The 22,524-nt window shown below is 70.5% G+C and carries 20 protein-coding genes; 11 read left to right on the top strand and 9 right to left on the bottom strand.

Going from position 1 to position 22,524, the window contains the following annotated elements; genetic code table 11:
* Positions 1 to 8: 8 nt before the first annotated feature.
* The 7 genes from FHT37_RS11885 to ntrC all read left to right on the top strand — a co-directional run bounded on the left by FHT37_RS11885 (position 9) and on the right by ntrC (position 7,992).
* Complete coding sequence (locus FHT37_RS11885) at positions 9 to 1,064, top strand: sterol desaturase family protein (protein ID WP_183481029.1); 1,056 nt, start codon at positions 9 to 11, stop codon at positions 1,062 to 1,064.
* On the top strand, positions 1,061 to 1,996 hold the full coding sequence (locus FHT37_RS11880) for an EI24 domain-containing protein (protein ID WP_254783602.1): 936 nt from the start codon (positions 1,061 to 1,063) through the stop codon (positions 1,994 to 1,996). Before FHT37_RS11885 ends, FHT37_RS11880 begins: the two co-directional genes overlap by 4 nt.
* A gap of 79 nt (positions 1,997 to 2,075) precedes the next feature.
* Entirely contained in the window at positions 2,076 to 2,870 is a 795-nt protein-coding gene (locus FHT37_RS11875; protein ID WP_183481026.1) for a molybdopterin-binding protein, read from the top strand.
* Between the two features lie 241 nt (positions 2,871 to 3,111).
* Positions 3,112 to 4,530 (top strand): type I glutamate--ammonia ligase, encoded by a 1,419-nt coding sequence (gene glnA, locus FHT37_RS11870; RefSeq protein WP_091734095.1) that lies wholly within the window; start codon positions 3,112 to 3,114, stop codon positions 4,528 to 4,530.
* 219 nt (positions 4,531 to 4,749) lie between these two features.
* Positions 4,750 to 5,280, top strand: coding sequence for a hypothetical protein (locus tag FHT37_RS11865; RefSeq protein ID WP_255489544.1), 531 nt, complete (start codon positions 4,750 to 4,752; stop codon positions 5,278 to 5,280).
* A 72-nt stretch (positions 5,281 to 5,352) separates the two neighbouring features.
* Positions 5,353 to 6,456, top strand: coding sequence for a nitrogen regulation protein NR(II) (gene glnL / locus FHT37_RS11860; protein WP_091734093.1), 1,104 nt, complete (start codon positions 5,353 to 5,355; stop codon positions 6,454 to 6,456).
* 42 nt (positions 6,457 to 6,498) lie between these two features.
* Positions 6,499 to 7,992, top strand: coding sequence for a nitrogen regulation protein NR(I) (gene ntrC, locus FHT37_RS11855; RefSeq protein ID WP_183481023.1), 1,494 nt, complete (start codon positions 6,499 to 6,501; stop codon positions 7,990 to 7,992).
* Here ntrC and FHT37_RS11850 read toward each other — a convergent pair.
* Positions 7,976 to 8,986 (bottom strand): MBL fold metallo-hydrolase, encoded by a 1,011-nt coding sequence (locus tag FHT37_RS11850; protein WP_310739740.1) that lies wholly within the window; start codon positions 8,984 to 8,986, stop codon positions 7,976 to 7,978. The two genes, ntrC and FHT37_RS11850, sit on opposite strands and share 17 nt — an antisense overlap.
* Positions 8,987 to 9,148: 162 nt before the next feature.
* Here FHT37_RS11850 and def point away from each other — a divergent pair, with 162 nt between their 5' ends.
* A complete protein-coding gene (gene def, locus FHT37_RS11845) occupies positions 9,149 to 9,685 on the top strand; it encodes a peptide deformylase (protein WP_183481020.1) in 537 nt (178 codons plus the stop codon).
* Between the two features lie 172 nt (positions 9,686 to 9,857).
* The gene (locus FHT37_RS11840) at positions 9,858 to 11,924 is read left to right on the top strand and encodes a DUF6600 domain-containing protein (protein WP_183481017.1); all 2,067 of its coding nucleotides are present in this window, start codon (positions 9,858 to 9,860) and stop codon (positions 11,922 to 11,924) included.
* A 9-nt stretch (positions 11,925 to 11,933) separates the two neighbouring features.
* On the opposite strand, the gene FHT37_RS11835 is transcribed toward FHT37_RS11840, so the two are convergent.
* The 3 genes from FHT37_RS11835 to FHT37_RS11825 all read right to left on the bottom strand — a co-directional run bounded on the left by FHT37_RS11835 (position 11,934) and on the right by FHT37_RS11825 (position 14,097).
* Positions 11,934 to 12,692: a YdiY family protein gene (locus tag FHT37_RS11835; RefSeq protein WP_183481014.1), complete on the bottom strand. Its 759-nt coding sequence runs from the start codon at positions 12,690 to 12,692 to the stop codon at positions 11,934 to 11,936.
* 155 nt (positions 12,693 to 12,847) lie between these two features.
* Complete coding sequence (locus FHT37_RS11830) at positions 12,848 to 13,249, bottom strand: tautomerase family protein (protein ID WP_183481011.1); 402 nt, start codon at positions 13,247 to 13,249, stop codon at positions 12,848 to 12,850.
* Between the two features lie 38 nt (positions 13,250 to 13,287).
* A complete protein-coding gene (locus FHT37_RS11825) occupies positions 13,288 to 14,097 on the bottom strand; it encodes an MBL fold metallo-hydrolase (protein ID WP_183481008.1) in 810 nt (269 codons plus the stop codon).
* Positions 14,098 to 14,154: 57 nt separating this feature from the next.
* Here FHT37_RS11825 and FHT37_RS11820 point away from each other — a divergent pair, with 57 nt between their 5' ends.
* Positions 14,155 to 15,624: a PLP-dependent aminotransferase family protein gene (locus FHT37_RS11820; protein ID WP_183481005.1), complete on the top strand. Its 1,470-nt coding sequence runs from the start codon at positions 14,155 to 14,157 to the stop codon at positions 15,622 to 15,624.
* Positions 15,625 to 15,683: 59 nt separating this feature from the next.
* Here FHT37_RS11820 and fahA read toward each other — a convergent pair whose 3' ends face one another.
* The 5 genes from fahA to FHT37_RS11795 all read right to left on the bottom strand — a co-directional run bounded on the left by fahA (position 15,684) and on the right by FHT37_RS11795 (position 21,473).
* Complete coding sequence (fahA, locus tag FHT37_RS11815; RefSeq protein WP_183481002.1) at positions 15,684 to 17,006, bottom strand: fumarylacetoacetase; 1,323 nt, start codon at positions 17,004 to 17,006, stop codon at positions 15,684 to 15,686.
* Positions 17,007 to 17,068: 62 nt separating this feature from the next.
* Positions 17,069 to 18,424, bottom strand: coding sequence for a homogentisate 1,2-dioxygenase (gene hmgA / locus FHT37_RS11810; protein WP_183480999.1), 1,356 nt, complete (start codon positions 18,422 to 18,424; stop codon positions 17,069 to 17,071).
* Entirely contained in the window at positions 18,411 to 18,659 is a 249-nt protein-coding gene (locus FHT37_RS11805; RefSeq protein ID WP_091734073.1) for a DUF2783 domain-containing protein, read from the bottom strand. Before FHT37_RS11805 ends, hmgA begins: the two co-directional genes overlap by 14 nt.
* Positions 18,650 to 20,434 (bottom strand): FAD-dependent oxidoreductase, encoded by a 1,785-nt coding sequence (locus FHT37_RS11800; protein ID WP_183480996.1) that lies wholly within the window; start codon positions 20,432 to 20,434, stop codon positions 18,650 to 18,652. Before FHT37_RS11800 ends, FHT37_RS11805 begins: the two co-directional genes overlap by 10 nt.
* Positions 20,435 to 20,510: 76 nt before the next feature.
* Complete coding sequence (locus tag FHT37_RS11795; protein WP_183480993.1) at positions 20,511 to 21,473, bottom strand: MBL fold metallo-hydrolase; 963 nt, start codon at positions 21,471 to 21,473, stop codon at positions 20,511 to 20,513.
* 153 nt (positions 21,474 to 21,626) lie between these two features.
* On the opposite strand from FHT37_RS11795, the gene FHT37_RS11790 reads away from it, so the two are divergent.
* On the top strand, positions 21,627 to 22,487 hold the full coding sequence (locus FHT37_RS11790; RefSeq protein WP_183480990.1) for an IclR family transcriptional regulator: 861 nt from the start codon (positions 21,627 to 21,629) through the stop codon (positions 22,485 to 22,487).
* Positions 22,488 to 22,524: the final 37 nt, after the last annotated feature.

Below are 22,524 nucleotides of genomic sequence, written 5' to 3'. Positions count from 1 at the left end.
ACAGCGTGATGGACTGGCTCACCGATCTGTTCGCACAGGCGCAGCAGGCGCTGTTCGAGAGCGTCATTCAACCGGTCGTCTTCCACCTGGGCTACGGCAACCTGCTGGAGGACGCGTTCGACGCGACCGGCTGGCTGCTGGTCGGCCTGGTCCAGATCGCCGTGATGCTGGCGGTGATCGGTTCGCTGCAGCGCTGGCGCCCCGCCGAGGCGGTCACCGATCGCCATGCGATCCGCATCGACATCGTCTACACGCTGATCCAGCGGCTGGGCGTGTTCCGGCTGGCGATGTTCTTCTCGCTGGATCCGGTGGTCGACAGCCTGGTCGGCGAGATGCGCATGCTCGGCCTGCCGTCCTTCCAGCTCGACGCGATCTGGCCTGGCGTCACCGACCAGGCCTGGGTCAGCTTCGTGCTGTACCTGGTGGCCTTCGACCTGCTGCAGTACTGGCTGCATCGCGCGCAGCATTCGTGGCACTGGTGGTGGGCGCTGCATGCGCTGCATCACAGCCAGCGCCAGATGACGATGTGGAGCGACAGCCGCAACCACCTGCTGGACGACCTGCTGATCGACAGCGCGGTCGCGCTGACCGCGGTGCTGATCGGCGTCGGGCCCGGCCAGTTCGTCGCGCTGGTCGCGATCTCGCAGCTGCTGGAGAACCTGCAGCATGCCAACCTGCGGCTGAGCTTCGGCGCGATCGGCGAGCGCCTGCTGGTGAGCCCGCGTTTCCACCGCCTGCATCACTCGATCGGCATCGGCCATGAAGGCTTCGGCCGCGGCACGCTGGGCGGCCACAACTTCGCGGTCATGTTCCCGATCTGGGACGTGCTGTTCCGCACCGCCAACTTCGAGGACCGCTGGGACCCGACCGGCGTGCGCGACCAGTTGCCGGAAGAGGGCGGCCGCGACTATGGCCGCGGCTTCTGGGCCCAGCAATGGCTGGGGCTGAAGCGCCTCGCCGGACGTGACAAGATCGCGGCCGCGCCCGGAGGCGGCGCCCTGCCGCCCGGCGGCGCGACGATGGACATCGCCGGCCAGGCGCCGGCTGGAGGGAACCAGGGATGATCAAGCCGATGAGCCGCATCGCGGACGCGTTCTGGCGGGCGGCCGCGTACTGCCTGCATCCGCGGGTGATCGGCCTGTCGCTGCTGCCGCTGATCGTGTCGGCGGCGCTCGCGTTCGGGCTCGGCTACTTCTTCTGGGAAGCCGCCGTCGCCGGCGTGCGCGCGACGCTCGAGTCCTGGAGCCTGATCGACGGCCTGCTCAAGTGGCTGGACAGCCTCGGCGCCGCGTCCTTCCGCACGGTGCTCGCGCCGATCATCGTGCTGGCGATGGCCGTGCCGGCGCTGGTCGTGCTGAGCCTGCTGCTGGTGGCGCTGCTGATGACGCCGTCGATGGTGGACCTGGTCGCGCAGCGCCGTTTCGCGGGGCTGGAGCGCAAGCGCGGCGCCGGCTTCGTGGCCAGCCTGAGCTGGTCGCTGGGCCACACGCTGCTGTGCGTCGTGCTGCTGGTGGCGTCGCTGCCGTTCTGGCTGATCCCGCCGCTGGCGCTGATCCTGCCGCCGCTGATCTGGGGCTGGCTGGGGTATCGCGTGTTCACCTTCGACGTGCTGGCCGAGCACGCGTCCGCGCCCGAGCGCCGCCGCCTGCTGGCCGAGCACCGGCTGCCGCTGCTGCTGCTGGGCCTGGCGACCGGCTACCTCGGCGCGGCGCCCGCGGCGATCTGGGCGATGGGCGCGTTGACGATCGCCTTCGCGCCGGTGCTGATCCTGGTGTCGGTCTGGCTCTACACGCTGGTGTTCGCCTTCAGCTCGCTGTGGTTCTCGCATTACGCGCTGGCCGCGCTGCAGGAGATGCGCCGCGCCGACACCCGCGCCGAACGCGCGCCCGATCCGGTGATGGACGCGCTGCCCGCCAACTATGCGACGGCGCCGCCCCTGGATGCCGAGGACCCGACGCCGCCGCCCGCGATCGAGAACCGGCCGTCGCCGCTCTGAAGCCGGCCGACGCGGCGAGCGCCGCGATCGCCTTCGTCTTCATCGCCTTCTTCGCTCTCACGTTTTCGCAGGAACCCGCATGAACATCGGCCTCTTCATCATTGGCGACGAGATCCTGTCCGGGAAGCGCCAGGACAAGCACCTGTCCAAGGTGATCGAGTTGCTGGGCGCGCGCGGCCTGTCGCTGGCCTGGGCGAAGTACCTGGGCGATGACCGGGAGCAACTGGTGCGCGAGTACCGGGCCGCCTTCGCCAGCGGCGATCTCTTCTTCAGCTGCGGCGGCATCGGCGCGACGCCGGACGACCACACGCGTCAGGCCGCCGCCGCGGCGCTGGGGCGGCCGCTCGAGCTGCATCCGGAAGCGGCCGAGCTGATCTGGCAACGCGTCCAGCAGATGGCGGCGGAGCAGGGCACGACGCCCGAGCGCGAGCACCCCGACACCCTGCGTCGCATGGAGATGGGCGTGTTCCCGCAAGGCGCGGCCATCATTCCGAATCCGTACAACAGGATCCCCGGCTTCTCGGTCGGCACGGCCTACTTCGTCCCCGGCTTCCCGGTGATGGCCCATCCGATGATCGAGTGGGTCCTGGACCACCGCCATGCCGAGCTGCACCGCGCGGTCGGCACGCGCGAGCGCTCGCTGATCGTCCAGGGCGCGATGGAAGCCAGCCTGACCCCGCTGATGGAGCGGATCGAATCCGACTTCCCCGGCATCAAGGTGTTCTCGCTGCCCAGCGTCGATCACCCGCAGTGGGGTCGCCACATCGAACTGGGCGTCAAGGGCGATGCGGCGGCCATGGATGCCGCCTACGAGGCCCTGCGCGCGGGCGTTGTCCAATTTGGTGCTGTCATCAGCACCGAGTTGGTGCGATGATGCACCGATTCGGGCTTCGGTCCGGATCAGGCGCAGATCGCCCAGGCGCCGCTGCGCTCTGAACGACGGGCATTGCCCTCGGGTGGCGCGTTCGGCATCAAGGGCTTGCGCCTCATGCACCGGTCTGGCGCCTGGCTGTCACCGGATTGCCATCCGCTGGCATGCAAACTGCTAAATCGTCCGCGCTGGGCCGAAGCCCCACGACTCTTTCTTTCTCATCCAGCCCCCCTAGGAGTGATTGATGGCCACCAAGACCGTCGCCGACGTGATGAACATGGTGAAGGAGCACGAAGTCAAGTTCGTCGACTTCCGCTTCACCGACACCCGCGGCAAAGAGCAGCACGTGACCGTGCCCGTCTCCCATTTCGACGAGGACAAGTTCCAGTCGGGCCATGCCTTCGACGGCTCCTCGATCGCCGGCTGGAAGGGCATCGAAGCCTCGGACATGCTGCTGATCCCGGATCCGAACACGGCCAACATCGACCCCTTCTTCGAAGAGCCGACGCTGATCCTGTCCTGCGACGTCATCGACCCGACCGACGGCAAGGCCTATGAGCGCGACCCGCGCTCGCTGGCCCGTCGCGCCGAGGCCTACCTGAAGTCCTCCGGCCTGGGCGACACCGCCTACTTCGGTCCGGAACCCGAGTTCTTCATCTTCGACAGCGTGCGCTGGAACGTGGACATGTCCGGCTCGTTCGTGAAGATCGAATCGGAAGAAGCCGCCTGGAACACCGGCAAGGACTACGAGCACGGCAACAGCGGCTACCGTCCCACCGTCAAGGGCGGCTACTTCCCGGTGCCCCCGGTCGACAGCGGCCAGGACATGCGCTCGGAGATGTGCCTGATCCTGGAACAGATGGGCATCCCCGTCGAAGTCCACCACCACGAGGTCGCCAACGCCGGCCAGATGGAGATCGGCACCAAGTTCAGCTCGCTGGTGCAACGCGCCGACTGGCTGCAGTTGCAGAAGTACATCATCCAGAACGTCGCGCACGCCTACGGCAAGACGGCCACCTTCATGCCGAAGCCCATCGTCGGCGACAACGGCTCGGGCATGCACGTGCACCAGTCGGTCTGGAAGGACGGCAAGAACCTGTTCGCCGGCGACGGCTACGCGGGCCTGAGCGACTTCGCGCTGTACTACATCGGCGGCATCATCAAGCACGCCCGCGCGCTCAATGCCATCACCAACCCCGGCACCAACTCGTACAAGCGCCTGGTGCCCGGCTTCGAAGCCCCGGTGAAGCTGGCCTACTCGGCCAAGAACCGCTCGGCCTCGATCCGCATCCCCTACGTCGCCAACCCGAAGGGCCGCCGCATCGAGGCGCGCTTCCCGGATCCCTCGGCCAACCCCTACCTGTGCTTCGCCGCGCTGCTGATGGCGGGCCTGGACGGCGTCGAGAACAAGATCCATCCGGGCGAAGCCGCCACGAAGGACCTGTACCACCTGCCGCCGGAAGAAGACGCGAAGATCCCGACCGTCTGCCACTCGCTGGACCAGGCGCTGGAGTATCTGGACAAGGACCGCGCGTTCCTGACCAAGGGCGGCGTGTTCACCGACAGCTTCATCGATGCCTACATCGAGCTGAAGATGCAGGAAGTCCAGCGCTTCCGCATGACCACCCACCCGGTCGAGTTCGACATGTACTACTCGCTGTGATCGCAAGCGCGGAGCGCGCCATGACCGCCCAGGCACGGCCCGCTCCGCACGCTTGCCACCGCGCGCAGGGACGGCCATGGCCGTCCCTTTTGCTTTGCCGCGGCGTGTCCGACGCTCCACAGCCCTACACCTGGCAACAGCGCTTCCGCATGGCGTCATGCCCATCGGCGACCGATTGCGTCACAATGCCTCCCGGCTCTGGTCAGTTGGAAGCAGGGAATGCAGATGACGCTGCAGAAGAAGCGGGTGGGACGGGAATGGCCGGCGCTGGTGCTGGTCGCGATGGCGGCCATGGCCGCCGGGCCTGCCGGGGCGCAGGGCGTGGTGTACCGTTGCCCCGGACCGCCGGTGCTGTACACCGACGCGCTGTCCGCGAAGGAGGCCGCCGAGAAGGGCTGCCGCAGCATCGAGGGCACGCCGATCTCGGTGATCGCGCCGGTCAAGCCGCGTACGCCGACGGTGTCGGCCTCGGGGACGCAAGGTGACCTCAAGGTCGATGCCAAGAACCAGCGCGTGCGCGACGACGATCGCCGCCGCATCCTCGAGCAGGAACTGCGCGAGGCCGAAGGCAAGCTCGCCAAGCTCCAGCAGGAGTACAACAACGGCCAGCCCGAGCGCCGTGGCGACGAGCGCAACTATCAGAAGTACCTGGACCGCACGACCGAGCTCAAGGCCTCCGTCTCGCGCCAGGAGGCCGACGTCCAGGCCATCAAGCGCGAGCTCGCGAAGCTGCCGCCGCCCAACCTCTGAACGGGGATCGGCGGGGAGCACCGCCGCGGTGTCGCGCGTCATTGGCGACGACGGCGACGAGGGCGACACCGCATGAATCCCAAACCCGTTACCCCCGTTTCACCCGACGAGCCGTTCGCGTGCTTCGATCTCCTGGCGACGCTGGTCGCCGTGGTCCGTCCCGACGGCACCTGCGAGTTCGCCAACACCGCGGTCGAGACGCTGTTCAACCTGCCGCGCCGCGCGGTGCAGGGCAGCAACCTGCTGGAGTGGTTCACCGACACCGGCCGTCTGGTCGAGGCGCTGGAGGAAGTCAGCCGCAACGCCTTCTCCAGCTCGCGCTTCGACGCGACCATCCGCCGCGGGCCGCGCACCCATGACGACCTGCTGCCCGTGCACGTCATCGTCAGCCAGACGGACGATCCGCAGCGGCTGGTGATCGAGCTGATCGAGAACGCGCAGCAGACGCGCCAGGACCGCGAGGAGCGCAACCTCGATCAGGTCCACTCGATCAAGGAGCTGACGCGCAACCTCGCGCACGAGATCAAGAACCCGCTGGGCGGCATCCGCGGCGCGGCGCAGCTGCTGGCGCTGGAGCTGCAGCCCACCGACCTGTGGGGCGAGCTCGAGGAATACACCGAGGTCATCATCCACGAGGCCGACCGGCTGCAGTCGCTGGTGGACCGGCTGCTGGCGCCGCACCGGCGCGCGCAGGTGGTGGGCGATGTCAACATCCACGAGATCTGCGAGCGGGTGCGCTCGCTGGTGCTGGCGCAGTACCCGCGCGGGCTGACGCTGCAGCGCGACTACGACATCTCGCTGCCCGACTTCCGCGGCGACCGCGAGCAGCTGATCCAGGCGGTGCTCAACATCGTCCAGAACGCGGCGCAGGCGCTGCACGAGCGCATCGCCGCCGGCGACGCGGTCATCGCCCTGCGCACGCGGGTGGCCCGGCAGGTGACGATCGGCAAGCAGCGCTGGCGCTTGGCATTGGAATTGCATGTCGAGGACAACGGCCCGGGCGTGCCCGAGGAGATCAAGGACCGCATCTTCTTTCCGCTGGTTTCAGGGAGGGATGGCGGTTCCGGTCTCGGGTTGACGCTGGCGCAGACGATCGCCCAACAGCACCAGGGGATGATCGACTGCGACAGCCAGCCGGGCCGGACCGATTTCCGAATCACCCTGCCTTTGCCCTGAGCCGCGGCCACAAGTCGACAACGGGGAAAAGGGGAGCCATAGATGAAGTCGATCTGGATTGTTGACGACGACCATTCGATCCGTTTTGTTCTCGAGAAGGCGCTGACGCGCGAAGGGCTGCCGGTGCGCAGCTTCAGCCAGACGCGCGACGTGCTGGCGGCGCTGGAGGACGACACGCCGCAAGTGCTGGTGTCGGACATCCGCATGCCGGGCGGCTCCGGCCTGGAGCTGCTGACCACGGTCAAGAAGCAGCTGCCGGGTCTGCCGGTGATCATCATGACGGCCTACTCGGACCTGGACAGCGCGGTCAGCGCCTTCCAGGGCGGGGCCTTCGAATACCTGCCCAAGCCCTTCGACCTGCCGCGCGCGGTCGAACTGATCCGGCGCGCGCAGGAGGAGAGCCAGCGCGAGGCGGTCGGCGAGGCCGAGCAGGTGCAGATGCCCGAGATGCTGGGCCAGGCGCCGGCGATGCAGGATGTCTTCCGCGCGATCGGCCGCCTGAGCCAGAGCCATGTGACGGTGCTGATCACCGGCGAGTCGGGCTCGGGCAAGGAGCTGGTGGCGCGCGCGCTGCACAAGCACAGCCCGCGCGCGGAAGGGCCGTTCGTCGCGATCAACACCGCGGCGATCCCCAAGGACCTGCTGGAGTCGGAACTCTTCGGCCATGAGCGCGGCGCGTTCACCGGCGCGCAGGCGACGCGCAGAGGCCGCTTCGAGCAGGCCGAAGGCGGCACGCTGTTCCTGGACGAGATCGGCGACATGCCGCTGGACCTGCAGACGCGATTGCTGCGCGTGCTGTCCGACGGCCAGTTCTATCGCGTCGGCGGCCACAGCCCGCAGAAGGCCAATGTGCGCGTCGTCGCGGCGACGCACCAGAACCTGGAGACGCTGGTCAAGGAAGGCCGCTTCCGCGAGGACCTGTTCCATCGCCTGAACGTGATCCGCCTGCGGCTGCCACCGCTGCGCGAGCGCCGCGAGGACGTGCCGCTGCTGGCGCGCTACTTCCTGCAGCGCAGCGCGGGCGAGCTCGGCGTCGAGCCGAAGCGGCTGTCCGAGGCGGCGCTGCAGCGCCTGGTCGGTTTCGATTTCCCGGGCAACGTGCGGCAGCTGGAAAACATCTGCCACTGGCTGAGCGTGATGGCGCCCAGCCTGGTGGTCGAGGCCAAGGATCTGCCGCAGGAGCTGCTGGCGGCGCCGGGCGCGCACGCGGCGCCATCGGGCGGGCTCTCGGCCGAGGTGGTGCCGCTCGCGAGCGGCCTGACCGGCGCCGGCGCGGCGGCACCGCTGCCCTTGCCGGCGGTCCCGATCCCGCCGTCGCCCGACGCCTGGATCGCCGAGATGGCGCGTGAGGCGCGCCGGCTGCTCGCGGCCGGCGAGCCCAACGTCTGGGACGTGCTGACCCGCCGCTTCGAGGCCAGCCTGATCCTGACCGCGCTGGACCTGACCCGGGGCCGCCGCATCGAGGCTGCGCAGAAGCTGGGCATCGGCCGCAACACCATCACGCGCAAGATCCAGGAGCTCAACCTCGACGCGTGAGGCGGTCCAGCCACACGCCCAGTCCCTGGGCGTTGAGCTCGACGTCCATCGCCAGCAGCGCGGCCACGCGCGTGGGCGCCATCCGGTCGCCGAGGTGCTCGCGCACCCGGCGCTGGAACATCGCGAGCAGTTCGCGCTTGAGCGCGGCATGCCGATCGGGCGCGTCCTTCAGGCCGCTCGCGATCGCGACCATCTCGTCGATCTGCGACAGCAGCAGCGCCGCCAGGCGCTCGACGTCCGCCGCATCGCGGCCGACGGCGCTGTAGTGCGTCAGGTACATGCGTGACGGCCGCGTCGCCATCATCCGGCGGATGGAGTCGCGCAGCGCGTCGGGTTCGAACTGCACCGGCGTGCTGGTCGGCAGGATCCAGGCGCCCCGCTCGGGATCGTCGAATTCGCGGTAGGACAGGCCGAAGGTGTCGCCGGTGAACCAGCCGCCGCTGGCCTCGTCCCACAGGCAGTGGTGGTGCCGCGCATGCCCCGGCGTGTCGATCAGCCGCAGCGTGCGCGCGCCCACGGCGATGCGCTGTTCGTCGCTGCTGGCCTGGGCGCGCGACTCCGGCACGCCGACCAGCTCGCCGTAGGAGCGGCGCATCTCTTCCTCGCCGTAGACGGCCAGCGCGCCGGCCCACAGCGCCGAGGGATCGACCATGTGCCGCAGCCCCCGTGGGTGCACCAGCATCGTGGCCGACGGCAGCGCCGCCATCAGCGGCCCGACGCCGCCGGCGTGGTCCAGGTGCACGTGCGTCGGGATCACCCAGTCCACCGCCTCGCGCGGCAGGCCCAGCGCCTCCAGCGCGCCGAGCAGCCGCGGCAGCGCATGGCGCGTGCCGGTGTCGATGAAGGCTGCCCGGCCGCCGTCCACGACCAGGAAGGCGGCATCGAAGTGGTCGCGCTGGAAGGCGGTGTCCACGGCATAGAGGCCGGGGCCGAGCGGTTCCAGGTAGGCCGGCAGCGATGCCGGGGCCGGGGGCAGGGCGGTGTTGTCGCTCACGGGAGGTCTCCGGGTCGGGTTCTTAGAATGGCCCGCAGGTTACGCGATGCCGCCCTTGGGCGCCGTCGCGCGCAGGACGCGCTCTTTCCGCGCTCCTGCTCCCGTTCCCCGTTCGCCCGTTCCCACGCTTCCCCAGAAGCCCACCGCATTGAGGACCCCGCCATGGCCGTTCGAGAGATCCTGAAGATGGGCGATCCCCGCCTGCTGCGCCATGCCCAGCCGGTCGAGGCCTTCGACACGCCGGAGCTGCGCGCGCTGCTCGAGGACATGTTCGACACGATGAAGGCCGCCAACGGCGCCGGCCTGGCCGCGCCGCAGATCGGCGTGGACCTGCAGGTGGTCGTGTTCGGCTTCCAGCGCAACGAGCGCTATCCGGAGGCGCCGCCGGTGCCGATGACGGTGCTGATCAATCCGACGATCGAGCCGCTGACCGACGAGACCGAGGAGGGTTGGGAAGGCTGCCTGTCGGTGCCGGGCCTGCGCGGCGTGGTGCCGCGGCTGAGCCGCATCCGCTATCGCGGCTTCGACGCCTTCGGCGGCCTGATCGATCGCGAGGCCGAGGGCTTCCATGCCCGCGTCGTCCAGCATGAATGCGACCACCTGGTGGGCACGCTCTATCCGATGCGGATCAAGGACTTCAGCCGCTTCGGCTTCACCGAGATCCTGTTCCCGGGCCTGGACCCGAGCACCGACGATTGAGGCAGGCCGGCGCTCGGCGCCGGGCGCAGGTGTACGCTGCCCGATTGACGGTTCGGCAACAGGGCGACAAGTTGTAAGCATCCGTGCACCGGCTTGTCGTCGCCGCGTTAAGAAACGATCGCGGAACTCCGCGTCCCGCAGCCCCGGCGTCCTCCGGGGGAGGCTACTGGTCATGACTGAGTCCCTGAATCGATGGCCGGCCGGCGTGCCGAGGGCGCGTTGGCCGATGACCCTGGCGATGCTGCTGCTCGCGCTGGCCGCGGCGCTGGCGCATGGGCCGGCCTGGGCGGATGCTCCGTCCCGCGCCGGACGACTGGCCGAGATGACCGGCACCGTCTGGCTGTACGACGCCGAAGAGCGCGAATGGGTGCAGATGCACCGCAACCAGACCGTCGGCGAGGGCGATCGCCTGCGCGCCGACGACGGCAGCGGCGCCACGGTGACGATCGGGACGGCGACGCTGTGGATGGACCAGCGCAGCGAGATCGAGTTCAACGCGCTCGCCGATTCCCGCATCGCGGTGCAGATCGTCAAGGGCGGCGTGGGGCTGCGCGTGCGCGGCCAGGAGTCGGCGGATGAATGGACGCTGCGCACGCTGGAGGGCCGCTTCGGCTTCGAGCGCGAGGGCCTGTACCGCGTCTCGCAGCTGGACCGCGGCAGCGAGGCGCAGGCCTGGCAGGGCAAGCTGCGTTTCGACTCGCGCGCGACCGACGCGCAACCGGTCTGGCTGGGCACGAACGAGCAGGCGGAGTTCTGGTGGGACAACGGCCCGCGCACCGAGCGCCAGCCGCTGCAGCAGGATGGCTTCGCGCGGCTGATCCTCGAGGACAACCGTGACCTCGGCGCGCAGCCGCTGGTGGGTAGCGGCACGCCCGTGCCCTATGTCTCGCCCGAGATGACCGGCGCCGAGGACCTGGCGCGCTACGGCGCCTGGGAGCAGAGCCCCGACTACGGCGCGGTGTGGGTGCCGACGGTGGTGGTGGCCGACTGGGCGCCGTACCGCTACGGCCGCTGGGTGTGGAGCGCGCGCTGGGGCTACACCTGGGTCGACGACATGCCCTGGGGCTTCGCGCCCTTCCACTACGGCCGCTGGGCCTACTGGCGCGACCGCTGGTGCTGGGTGCCGGGGCCCTACGTGCGCCGGCCGGCCTACGCGCCGGCGCTGGTGGGCTGGGTGGGGCCGGGGATCTCGGTCGGCGTGGTCGTCGGGGGCGGACGCCGTCCGCCGCCGCCGCGCTACGGTGGCTGGGTGCCGCTGGCGCCGCGCGAGGCGTGGACGCCGTCCTACCGCTACAGCCAGGCCTATTGGCGCCGGGTCAATCCGGGGCCGAATCCCGCGACCGTCGTGCGGCCGGGCGAACGCCCGCCGTACTACCGCCATGAACGCGAGCATGGCGCCCTGTTCACGCAACGGCCGGTGGCCGCGCCGCTGCCCGCCACGGCGCTGCAGCCGCAGCGCTCCTGGCCGCCGCGGCCGGGCGGGCAGGCCGACAGCCGCCCGGACGGCCGGCCGTTCATCGACCGCGACCGTGACGGCCGCCCCGATGGCCGCCCGGATGGCCGCGAAGGTCGGCCCTACCTCGACCGCAATGGCGATGGCCGTCCGGACAACATCGGCGACGCACGCCCCGGCGACAGCCGGCCAGTGCGCGGCGTGATCCGACCGGAGCCCGACGCGGCCACCGTCCGACCCCAACTGCCCACGGCCGCGCCGTCACCGGCAGCACAGACGGTGGTGCCGCAGCGTGGTCCGGACGTCCAGCGTCCATCCGAGCGACGTGAAGGTGACCGGGATCCGTGGCGTCCGCGCGGCCAGGACGGCGCCGAGCGCAACGACCATGGCAACGATCGCGGTAACGATCGCGGCAACGGCCGGGGCGACTGGGGCCACCGTGGCCGCGACTGGCAAGGGCCCGAACGCCAGGATCCGGTGCGCGTGGCGCCGCCGGCGCGGATCGAGCAACCGCGCGTGGAGTCCCCGCGCTTCGAGCCACCGCGCGCCGAGCAGCCTCGCTCCGAGCGTCCGCAGCCGCGGATGGAACAACCGCGCATGGAGCAGCCGCGGGTGGAAGCGCCGCGTCCGATGCCGCAGCCGCAACCGCGCATGGAGGCCCCCCGCCCGGCAGCGCCTGCGCCGGCACCGCGCGCCGAGCCATCCCGTCCGGCACCGGCGCCGGCGCCGCGTGCGGAACCGCCGCGCGGCCGCGGCGAACCCGGCCCGCGCCAGATGGAACGTTGAGCGCCGGGCTCAGTCGATCCTGAACGACACGCCGGTGATGAACAGCGTGTCGTTCTTCTTGAGGCCTTCGCCGGGATTGCTGTCGTAGCGGTGCTGGACGGTGGCGGTCAGGCTCAGGCGCTTGGTCATCGCGACCGAGAGGCCGCCGTCGAAGGTCGCGCGGTACTCGCCGCTGTTGCGCAGGTCGGGCAGGTAGGCGAGCCGCTGCTTGAGCGTCGTGTTGTCGGAGACCTTGTGGTTGGACTCCTCGGCCAGCAGCACCTCGAGGTTGCCGTAGCGGCTGCGGGTGACGCCATCGACGATGGCGGGCGCGACGTAGCGCTCGTGCGTGTAGCCGAGGCCGCCGGAGACATCCCAGGTCAGGTCGTCGCGCTTGATCAGGTGGTAACCGGCGCCGCCGCCCACCGACAGCCGCGAGGACAGGTTGGCCGGCTCGTCCTTGAGCGCGTCGAACTGGCCGAAACCGAAGATGCGATCGGTGAGATCGCGCTGGTAATGCGCGCCGAAGGCGTAGCGCTGCTCGGCGTCCGAGTCATCGTCCTTGAGGTACATCGCACGGCCGTTGAGCGAGAGCTTGTCGGTGGTGCTCGCCTTGACGGCTTCGCCGCTCAGGTTGACGGTGGTCGAGTCGCTGTTGCCGGAGGAGACGCTCGCGCCGGCGGTGAACAGGGCGCGCCACTGGCCGTCGTTCTTGACGGTGACCTGGGCGAAGGAAAGCAGCGGCGCGGCGGCGAGGCAGGCGGTGGCAAGGAGTCGCGTCGGCGGCATGTCGGGTCCTTTCAGAGGAGAAAACATGCGCTGGACGCGGCAACCTCCGGTCCCGGCGCGCGCTGCGCGCGCGTTTGCTTGCATCTGGCCGCCCGCTGATCACAAGGGCTTACATCCGTGCCGCCAGGGAAACGAAATGGCGGCGGGCTCGCCGCTCATGGACCGCTGCCGTCCGCCTTCACGTAGGAGGCCACGCCGTTGCCGAAGGACCACTCGTCGCGCTGGTTGGAACTCAGCACGATCTGCACGTCCTCGCGCCGCAGGCCGGGGCTGATGGCCAGCCGGTCGGCGATGGCCTGGTAGAGCGCCTGCTTCTGCGCCGTGTCGCGCCAGTTGCCGGCCACCAGGTGGATGAACACCACGTCGCTGCTGCGATGGATGCCGAGGTAGCCGGCATCGAAGATGAAGTCCTCCGGGTCATGCTGGTGGATCAGCTGGAAGCGGTCGTCGGGCGGGATCTTGTAAGCGTCGATCAGGCCCTGGTGGACGCTGTCGGCGATCGCGCGCACATGCTCGCGGGACTTGCCCTTGAGCAGGGAGATGCGGACGAGTGGCATGGAGGCTCCTTCTTCGGTTCAGGCAGATTCAGGCCGGTTCAGGCCGTGGTCATGATCTGGAGGTGGCGGTCGAACGAGGCCTCCACCGCGGCTTGCGCGCCGCCGATGATGTTGCGCCCCCAGCTGTAGCCATACACATCGTCATAGGCCAGGCCGGCGAGGCGCTCGCGCATCGCCATCACCTCGCGCGGCCCGAGCGGCACGAAGTTCGGCGAGCTGTACAGGAAGCTGACGCTGCGCCGGTTCGATGCGACCTGCGGCGAATCGCCGACGAACAGCGCGCCGCCGCCGCGCGGCCCGGTCGCCCAGTGCAGCGCCGTGCTGCCGGGGAAGTGGCCGCCGGTGCGCACCAGCGTGATGCCGGCGCCCAGGCTCAGCCGGTCGCCCTGCCAGTGCTCGATGCAGCGCGCGGGCCGCTGCACCCAGGCGCGGTCGTTGTGATGCAGCAGGATGGGCACGCCGCCCAGGGCCTCGCTCCACTGCACCATCGACGAATAGAAGTGGGGATGCGAGATCACGATCCGGTCGACGCCGCCGCGTTCGCGCAGCGCGGCGACGGCCTCGTCGGTGACCAGGCTCAGCGATTCCCACAGGACATTGCCGGCTTCGGTGGGCAGCAGCAGCACGCGCTGCGGGATGGCGAAGCTGCCCGCCACCGCGAAGGCCAGCAGGCCATCGTCCTCGCCGATGCGCAGCTTGAAGCGCGCGGCCAGCGCCTCATGGGTGGTCCAGTGCTGGCCGCTCCAGCCGACGTACTGACGGTCGTCCTGGCAGATCGGGCAAGCGCGTGGCGGCGCGTCGCTGAGCGCGAATTGCGTGCCGCAGGTGTCGCAGAGGTGGTGTTGCATGAGTCGGTACTCTACGGATACGCTGGCCCGATGAAAGCGCCAGTTTCGAGCAATCTCATGGAACCAGTTCTGCCCTTTGAACTGGACCTGGACGACGTCCGCAACGGCGGGCTGACCCGCTCGCTGCATCGCCAGCTGCGGGCGGCGATCCTGGAGCGGCAACTGCCGGCGGGCTTCGCGCTGCCGTCCACGCGGCGCCTGGCCGAGGTGCTGGGCGTCGGCCGCAACACGGTGGTCGCCGCCTACGACCTGCTGGTGGCGGAAGGCCACGCCCAGGCGCGCGCCGGCGCGCGGCCGCGGGTGATCGCGCCCGCCGAGCCGGCGCGACGCGCGGCGGCACGGGGCGGGGTGTCGACGGTGAGCCGCGCGGAGGACGTCCGCATCGCTCCCGCCTGGCGACAGCCCGCGCCGCGCATCGCGCACGCGCGGCCGCTGCCGGCGCGCTCGTTCCGCACCGGCGTCCCCGAGGACCGCGGCTTCGAGCACGACACCTGGCGACGACTGACGGCGCGGGCACTGCGGACCCTGGCTCGATCGTCCTTCCTGTACGGGCCGGCGGAAGGGCTGCCGGCGCTGCGCGAGGCCATCGCCGGCCATGTGGCCTTCGTCCGCGCGGTGGTCTGCGAGCCCGGGGACCTGCTCATCACCTCCGGCGCGCAGCAGGCCTTCGACCTGCTGGCCCGGCTGCTCGTGACGCCGGGGCGCACGATGGTGGCGCTCGAGAACCCCGGCTACATGCCGGCACGCGCGGCCTTCGCCGCGGCCGGCGCACGGCTGGTCGGAGTGCCGGTCGATGCGGAGGGTCTGCGCGTGGACCGCCTGCCCGACGGCGTGAAGGTGATCTGCGTGACGCCGTCGCACCAGATGCCCACCGGCGCGGTGATGTCCGCGGCGCGGCGCCAGGCGCTGCTGGCCCGCGCGCGCGAGCTGGGCGCGGTGATCGTGGAGGACGACTACGACGGCGAGTTCCAGTTCGAGCCCCATGCGCAGGACGCGCTGCAGACGCTCGATCGCGAGGGGCGGGTCTTCTACGTCGGCACGTTCTCGAAGAGCCTGTTCCCGTCGCTGCGCAAGGGTTTCGTGGTGACGCCGCCCTGGGCGCGCGATGCCCTGGTGGACATCCGGCGCACGAGCGATTCACACGGCGACGCGGTGACCCAGGCGACGCTGGCCGCCTTCATCGCGGACGGGCATCTGGCGCGCCACATCCGCCGCATGCGGCCGATCTACCGGCAACGCCGGGAAGCGCTGGTCAAGGGACTGGACGCGGCGCTGGGCCGCTGGGTGGAGGTGCTGCCCGGCGCGGCCGGCCTGCACCTGAGCGTGCGGGCCCGCCGGCCTGCGGCGATGCCGGTGCTGCTGGACACGGTCCAGCAGCACATGCCGGGCGTCCTGCCGCTGTCCGCGTACGCGCTGGGCAAGCCCTCGGTGCACGGGCTGTGCATGGGCTACGGCTGCGTCGAGGTCGAGCAGATCGTGCAGGCGGTGCGGGCGGCGGGGCAGGCGCTCGCGCGCGCCATGCCCTGAGACGCTGCCCGGCGGCCCGGCGGCCCGGCGGCCCGGCGGCCCGGCGACCCGACGACCCCTCAGGCCACCGCCGGCATCACCGTGCCCACGCACGGCCCGAAGCCGATCGCGCGCCGCCCCGGCGCCTCGCAGCGGCCGACCAGCGCCACGCTGTCGCCGTCCTGCAGGAAGGTGCGCTGCTCGCCGCCGGGCAGCGTGATCGCCTGCTTGCCGCCCTGGGTGAGTTCCAGCAACGAGCCGCCCTGGTCGGCCGCGGGACCGGACATCGTCCCCGAGCCGAAGAGATCGCCCGGCTGCAGGTTGCAGCCGTTGCTCGCGTGGTGCGTCAGCATCTGCGCGACCGTCCAGTAGGCATCGGCGAAGTCCGAGGCCATCAGCTTCGCGGGTGCCTGGCCCGCGTCGCGCATCGCGCGCGTCTGCAGGTGGACCTCCAGACGGATGCCGATGGCGCCGCGCTCGCGGTTGGCGGCGCCGTCCAGGTAGGGCAGCGGCCGCGGATCGCCGTTGGGCCGCGTGAAGGCGCGCCGGAACGGCGCCAGCGCCTCCATCGTGATCACCCACGGCGAGATCGTCGTCGCGAAGCTCTTCGCCAGGAACGGACCCAGCGGCTGGTACTCCCAGGCCTGCAGGTCGCGGGCGGACCAGTCGTTCAGCAGCACCAGGCCGAACAGGTGCTGCTCCGCCTCGTCGATCGGGACCGGACGGCCCGGCTCGTTGCCGGTGGCCACCAGCGCGCCGACCTCCAGCTCATAGTCCAGCCGCTTGACCGGCCCGAAGCCCGGCGCTTCGGCCTCGGGCGCCTTGGTCTGGCCCAGCGGGCGGCGGAAGGTCTGCCCGCTGACGCCGATCGACGACACGCGCCCGTGGTACCCGATCGGCACCCACTTGTAGTTGGGCAGCAGCGGGTTGTCGGGGCGGAAGAGCTTGCCCACCGCCGTCGCATGATGGATGCCGGCGTAGAAGTCGGTGTAGTCGCCGATGCGGCAGGGCAGCGTCATCTCGACCTCGCTCATCGGCTTGAGCGCCGGCGCCAGCAGGGCGGCCTGCTTCGGCCCGGCATCGTCCTGGAGCGCCGCGACGAGCTCATGCCGCAGCTGCCGGCGCAGGCCGGGCCCGATCGCCATCAGCGGATTCAGGCCGAGGCCCTCGCAGGTGCGCAGGACCGCGCCGAGCGCGTCCGACAGCGCGCCCAGCTCGGCCGCGGCGATCAGGTCCAGCACCTGGTCGCCGATCGCCGTCACCGGGCGGAAGGCGCCGGTCGAGCCGGTGGCGCGGGCCATGCCCAGCGGCAGGTTCTGGATCGGGAAGTCGGTGTCCGCGGCATTCGCAGACGCGACCCAGCTGCGCAGCGCCGGGTCGTGGGTGTGGTCGAGGTCGGTCATCGGATCAGGTCTTTCGTTGTTCGTGTGCTTGAGAGCGCTCCCGGAGCGCGAGCGGCGACGGCTCACGCCGGCTTGAACTTGTCCTTCAGCCCGCCCCAGCAGGCGGCATAGTCGGCGTCGAGCGCGCCGCCGCGCAGCGCCCATTCGGACGGGCGGAAGCGCCAGCGGCTCTCGAACATGAAGGCCAGCGTGTGATCGAGCTTCTGCGGCGTGAGCGTCCGCGTGCTCGCCGCCTCGAAGGCATCGGCATCCGGGCCGTGCGGCACCAGGCAGTTGTGCAGGCTGGCGCCGCCGGGGCGGAAGCCCTCGGGCTTGGCGTCGTACTGGCCGTGGATGAGGCCCATGAACTCGCTCATCACGTTGCGGTGGTACCAGGGCGGACGGAAGGTGTCCTCCTGCACCAGCCAGCGCGGCGGAAAAATCACGAAGTCGCAGTTGGCGGTGCCGGGCGTGTCGCTGGGCGAGGTCAGCACGGTGAAGATCGACGGATCGGGATGGTCGAAACTGATCGAGCCGATCGTCATGAAGTGCGCGGTGTCGTACTTCAGCGGCGTCAGGTTGCCGTGCCAGGCGACCACGTTGAACGGCGTCACCGCCTGCGCGTTGCGCCACAGCGCGCCGCCGGTCTTGCGGATGACCTCGTAAGGCGCACCCTCGGGCTCGTGCGCGGCCACGGGCGCGAGGAAGTCGCGCGGATTGGCCAGGCCGTTGGAGCCGATCGGGCCGAGCTCCGGCAGCCGGAACGCGGCGCCGTAGTTCTCGCAGACATACCCGCGGGCCGCGCCGTCGTGCGCCTCGACCCGGAAGGTCACGCCGCGCGGGATCAGCGCGATCTCGCCGGGCACGACGTCCAGCACGCCCATCTCCGTCGTGAGCCGCAGCCCGCCCTGCTGCGGGACGATCAGCATCTCGCCGTCGGCATTCATCAGCGCGCGGCGCATCATCGGACGGTTGAAGGCGTAGATCAGCGCGGCCATGCCGGTCTGCGCATCGGGGTCGCCGTTGCTGACGATGGTCTTGAGGCTGTCGATGAAGTCGACGCTGGTCGCGCCCGGCTGATCGTCCGGCATCGGGAACGGATGCCAGCGCAGCGGGTCGGGCGGCGCCGCGACACCGCCGGCGGCGCCGCTGGTCCAGAACGGCTGCTCATAGGCATGGAAGGCGCCGGTCACCACCGACGGCTGCCGGCGGTACAACCAGGTGCGGCGGTTCTCGACCCGGGGCGCGGTGAAGGCGCTGCCCGAGAGCAGCTCCGGGTAGAGGTCCATCGGCGCGCGCTGCGGGCTGTTGCGGCCGCGCGGCAGGGCGCCGGGGATCGCCTCGGTCTCGAACTGGTTGCCGAAGCCGCTCTGGTAGCGGGGCGCGTTCGGCGCGGCGGCGCCGGGCTCGGCCGTGCGAAGGGGCTCAGGTGCGTTCATGCGGGTCCTCGTGGGAAGCGGCGCCCGCGGGCGGGGCATCGCTGGAAGTGGAACGGGCGGCCGCGGACAGCGCTTCAAGCAGCACGTCCTGACGGCCGATGTGGTTGGCAAGCAGCAGGATCAGCCGCGCGTTGAAGGCGTGGCTCTGCGCGGGTTCGAGACCTTGATGCGCGGCGAGCAAGGCTTCGTAGAAGTCGTCGCCGGCGTCGAAATTGGGCGAGGTGATCAGCGGCATGCGGGCGTCTCCTCGAGGGCGGCATCCTGCGCCAGCGCACGGCGCAGGGCCGATTGGAGTTCGGCCGCGGTCGGGTGGTGGAGACGGGCGCAGACGTGCTGGTCCGGACGCAGCAGAACCACAAGGCCCGGCTCGGCGTCGTAGCGAGCGCGGACCAGGCCGTGAGGGTCGGACGCGTCGTTGATGCGCAGGAGCACAGGCACGTCCTCGTGCGGGAGGTGGGGCAGGTCCGGCAGTGGGCGGACTGCCACGTCTACCTGCGGGAGGCCAGGCGCGGGCTCTCCACGGGGCATGGGGGATCCCTCCTGGACCCCCAAGCCCCATTCCGGCCCCAGTGAGACTCGCTGTCCGCCCTTCGTGGGGGGCGGGGTGTCGAAGACCAGGGCGGTGAAGCGGCCCGGACGCATCTGGCGCAGCAGCCAGTCGTCATGGCCATCGATGCGGATCGGTGCGTCTGGTGCGGGTTGGCCGTATTGCGTCGTTGGCACCGACAGGCGGCCGCTGTTGACCAGGCGGCGGGCGAAGTCGAAATCCTTGGCCAAGGTCAGCGTGGCGTCTCGGAAGACGCGGCTGATCTCGCTCTTGGGCGTGATGAAGTCGGTGGAGCGCGTGGAGTGCAGGAGGTTCTCGTCCGCCGCGAGCTCACGCTCGCGGGCGTAGCCGTCGAGCAGCGCGAGCGGGGCGCGGCCCTGCACGACGGCCGCCAGCTTCCACGCGAGGTTGTCCGCGTCCTGGATGCCGGAATTGGCGCCGCGCGCGCCGAAGGGCGAGACACCATGCGCGGCGTCGCCGGCGAAAAGGATGCGGCCATGGCGGAAGCTGTCCATGCGCATGCAGGCGAAGGTGTAGACGCTGGCCCAGACAAGCTCGATGTCCGGCACCGCGCCGTCGCCGCCCGCGGCGCGCGAGGCCTCCCTCATCAGCGTGCGCACCCGCGGCAGGATGCGCTCGGGCCGCTTCTCCAACTCTGGATCGGCATCCCAGCCGAGCTGGAAGTCGATGCGCCAGACACCATCGGGCTGGCGGTGCAGCAGCGCGCTCTGGCCGGGGTGGAAGGGCGGGTCGAACCAGAACCAGCGCTCGGCCGGGAAGGGCGCGTTCATGCGCACGTCGGCGATGAGGAAGCGATCCTGGAAGGTGCGCCCGTGGCTCTCCTGGCCGATCAGGCGGCGGACCGTCGAGCGCGCGCCGTCACAGGCGACGACATGATCGGCCAGCAGCGTGTAGGGGCCGTCCGGCGTCTCGAGGGTCAATGCGACGTGGTCGTCGCGCGCCTCGACGCCGGTGACGCCGTGGTGCCAGCGCAGGTCCAGCAGCGGCAGTTCGAGCGCGCGCTCGACGAGGAAGCCCTCGACGTAGTACTGCTGCAGGTTGACGAAGGCGGGGCGCTGGTGGCCGGACTCGGCCAGGAGGTCGAACTGGTAGACCTGCGCGTCGCGGAAGAACACCCGGCCCACGCCCCAGGAGACGCCCTTGTCGACGAGCCGCTGGCCGCAACCCAGGCGGTCGAGGATCTCCAGTGTCCGTTTGGCGAAGCACAGCGCGCGCGAGCCGACCGACAGCCGGCCGTCGTTGTTCAGCAGCACGACCGGCACACCCTGCAGCGCGAGGTCGATCGCCGCGCACAGCCCCACCGGCCCCGCGCCCACGACGACGACCGGATGCCGCGCCACGTCGCCGCGCGCATGCGCGTACTGGTCCGCGCTGCGACGGTACGGATAGACGATGCGCTGGTAGTCGACCTCAGGCGACACCACGGTCGGGTTGGCATTCATCGAGGTGTTCCCAGGCCAGCAGTCAGCCGGTCGGACTCCCTCTCCCGCTTGCGGGAGAGGGTGGGGGTGAGGGCCATCAGCCTTCCAAGGTCCTCCACATTTCCTGATCCCGCTCCGCGGTCCAGACCCTCGGATCGCGGAACTGCGTCACCTCGTCATAGCAGCGCGTCACATCGAAGGGCATGCAGTGATCAAAGATGACCCAGTGCCCGTACTTCTGCTTCATGACCGCGAAGGTGTCCTTGTAGACGGCGTTCAGGTCCTTGCCTGCCGCCACGCCGGCCTTCACCGACGCATGCAGGTCGGCGATGAAGGCCCGGGTCCCCGCCAGCCCCTGCGCGACCGACTCTGGCGTCGTCAGCGCCGCGCCACGCCCCGGAACGAGCGCCCGCGGCTCCAGCCGGGCGATGTTGTCCAGCGTCTGCGGCCAGTCCGCGAAATACGCATCGCCGGCATACGGCGTGGCGTCGAACTCGACCAGGTCGCCGGAGAAGAGGATCTTCTGCTCCGGCAGCCAGGCGACGGTGTCGCCCTTCGTGTGCCCGCGGCCGAGCTGCAGCAGTTGCACCTCCAGCCGGCCCAGCCAGATACTCATCGCGCCCTGGAAGGTGATCGTGGGCCAGGTCAGCCCGGCGGGCACCGATTCGACATTGCGGAACAGGCGCGGGAAGCGGCCGATCTCGCTGGCCTTGTCCTGCTCGCCGCGCTCGACGATGAGGTCGTAGGTGTCGCGGCTGGCGATCACCTGCTCCGGCGCATAGGCGGAGGCACCCAGCACCCGGACCGCGTGGTAGTGGCTGAGCACCACGTACTTGATCGGCTTGTCGGTGACCTCGCGGATGCGGCGGATGACGTCCTGCGCCATCACCGGCGTGGCCTGGGTGTCGATGACCATCACCGCGTCGTCGCCAATGATGATCCCGGTGTTGGGATCGCCCTCGGCCGTGTAAGCGTAGGCGTTGTCGCTGAGCTTGACGAAGGAGACCTGCTTCTCCTCGACGTCGGCGTGGCTGGCGAACTGCTTGGTCGGCTGGGTCATGAGGTCTCCTGGCGTCTGCTTGCGAAATTCAGCAAAGCAGAATTGATTTGTTGATCGCGAATATAGCCGGTTGGCTGAATGTGTTCAACAATGCTGAATCGCGGCGGGCGCGGCCGCGATGGATACTGCGCCCCGCCCTTGACCGAGACAAGCATGAGCACCGAAGACACTGCCGACGACCGAGATGAGCGCGAGGACCGCGAGGACCGGCGCGGCATCCAGAGCATCGAGGTCGGCGGCCGGCTGCTGAAGGCCGCCGCGGCGCGCGGCCAGCCGCTGCCGCTGAAGGCGCTGTCCCAGGCCGCCGGGATGAGCCCGGCCAAGGCGCATCCCTATCTGGTGAGCTTCTGCAAGCTCGGGCTGATGCGGCAGGACCCGGCGACCGGCTACTACGGCCTGGGTCCGCTGGCGATGGAGATGGGGCTGATCGGCATCCAGCAGATCGATCCGGTCCGGCTGGCGACGGCGCGACTGGACGCGCTGGCCGAGGAGATCGGCCACACCGCGGCCATCGCGGTGTGGGGCTCGCAGGGCGCGACGATCGTGCGAACCGCCGCGTCGCCCGCGGCGGTGCATGTGACGATGCGGCACGGGACGGTGGTGTCGCTGTCGGACACCGCGTCGGGGCCGTTGTTCGCGGCCTACCGGCCGGAGGTCGAGATCAAGGCGATGCTGGCCGAGGCGCGCCGCAAGGGGCCCGCGGACCTGGCCCGCGTCGGCCGCCACGACCGGCCGCAGGAGGTGCCGCCGTGGGCTGCCTTCGCTCGGACGCTGGAGGAGATCCGCACGCGGGCGATGCACCGCTCCGTCGGCGGCATCGTCGAAGGCGTGAGCGCGCTGGCCGTGCCGGTCTTCGACAGCGACGCGCAGATGGCCCTGGCGCTGACGGTGATCGGCCCGTCGGGCGCGTTCGACGCGGCCTGGGATGGCGCCGTCGCGCGCGGCCTCACCGCCACCGCGACCGAGCTGATGCGCGAGATCGGCGGACGCTTCCCCGTGGTGGCGTCCGGCTGACCCTGCCGATCGAGGCCGCCCCGACGACAATCGCCGG

This window comes from Mitsuaria sp. BK037 (assembly GCF_014193045.1).
Classification (GTDB): domain Bacteria; phylum Pseudomonadota; class Gammaproteobacteria; order Burkholderiales; family Burkholderiaceae_C; genus Roseateles.
This window is presented reverse-complemented; position numbering and strand designations above follow the sequence as displayed.

Bases quoted from the DNA above. Each gene is read 5' to 3' on its own strand.
- FHT37_RS11865 (WP_255489544.1), top strand. From the start codon at position 4,750: ATGCAGATGACGCTGCAGAAGAAGCGGGTGGGACGGGAATGGCCGGCG.
- FHT37_RS11835 (WP_183481014.1), bottom strand. From the start codon at position 12,692: ATGCCGCCGACGCGACTCCTTGCCACCGCCTGCCTCGCCGCCGCGCCG.
- FHT37_RS11830 (WP_183481011.1), bottom strand. From the start codon at position 13,249: ATGCCACTCGTCCGCATCTCCCTGCTCAAGGGCAAGTCCCGCGAGCAT.
- hmgA (WP_183480999.1), bottom strand. From the start codon at position 18,424: ATGAACGCACCTGAGCCCCTTCGCACGGCCGAGCCCGGCGCCGCCGCG.
- FHT37_RS11820 (WP_183481005.1), top strand. From the start codon at position 14,155: ATGGAACCAGTTCTGCCCTTTGAACTGGACCTGGACGACGTCCGCAAC.
- FHT37_RS11840 (WP_183481017.1), top strand. From the start codon at position 9,858: ATGACTGAGTCCCTGAATCGATGGCCGGCCGGCGTGCCGAGGGCGCGT.
- FHT37_RS11790 (WP_183480990.1), top strand. From the start codon at position 21,627: ATGAGCACCGAAGACACTGCCGACGACCGAGATGAGCGCGAGGACCGC.
- fahA (WP_183481002.1), bottom strand. From the start codon at position 17,006: ATGACCGACCTCGACCACACCCACGACCCGGCGCTGCGCAGCTGGGTC.
- FHT37_RS11885 (WP_183481029.1), top strand. From the start codon at position 9: ATGGACTGGCTCACCGATCTGTTCGCACAGGCGCAGCAGGCGCTGTTC.
- FHT37_RS11805 (WP_091734073.1), bottom strand. From the start codon at position 18,659: ATGCCGCTGATCACCTCGCCCAATTTCGACGCCGGCGACGACTTCTAC.
- glnL (WP_091734093.1), top strand. From the start codon at position 5,353: ATGAATCCCAAACCCGTTACCCCCGTTTCACCCGACGAGCCGTTCGCG.
- FHT37_RS11795 (WP_183480993.1), bottom strand. From the start codon at position 21,473: ATGACCCAGCCGACCAAGCAGTTCGCCAGCCACGCCGACGTCGAGGAG.
- FHT37_RS11825 (WP_183481008.1), bottom strand. From the start codon at position 14,097: ATGCAACACCACCTCTGCGACACCTGCGGCACGCAATTCGCGCTCAGC.
- glnA (WP_091734095.1), top strand. From the start codon at position 3,112: ATGGCCACCAAGACCGTCGCCGACGTGATGAACATGGTGAAGGAGCAC.
- FHT37_RS11800 (WP_183480996.1), bottom strand. From the start codon at position 20,434: ATGAATGCCAACCCGACCGTGGTGTCGCCTGAGGTCGACTACCAGCGC.
- def (WP_183481020.1), top strand. From the start codon at position 9,149: ATGGCCGTTCGAGAGATCCTGAAGATGGGCGATCCCCGCCTGCTGCGC.
- ntrC (WP_183481023.1), top strand. From the start codon at position 6,499: ATGAAGTCGATCTGGATTGTTGACGACGACCATTCGATCCGTTTTGTT.
- FHT37_RS11875 (WP_183481026.1), top strand. From the start codon at position 2,076: ATGAACATCGGCCTCTTCATCATTGGCGACGAGATCCTGTCCGGGAAG.
- FHT37_RS11880 (WP_254783602.1), top strand. From the start codon at position 1,061: ATGATCAAGCCGATGAGCCGCATCGCGGACGCGTTCTGGCGGGCGGCC.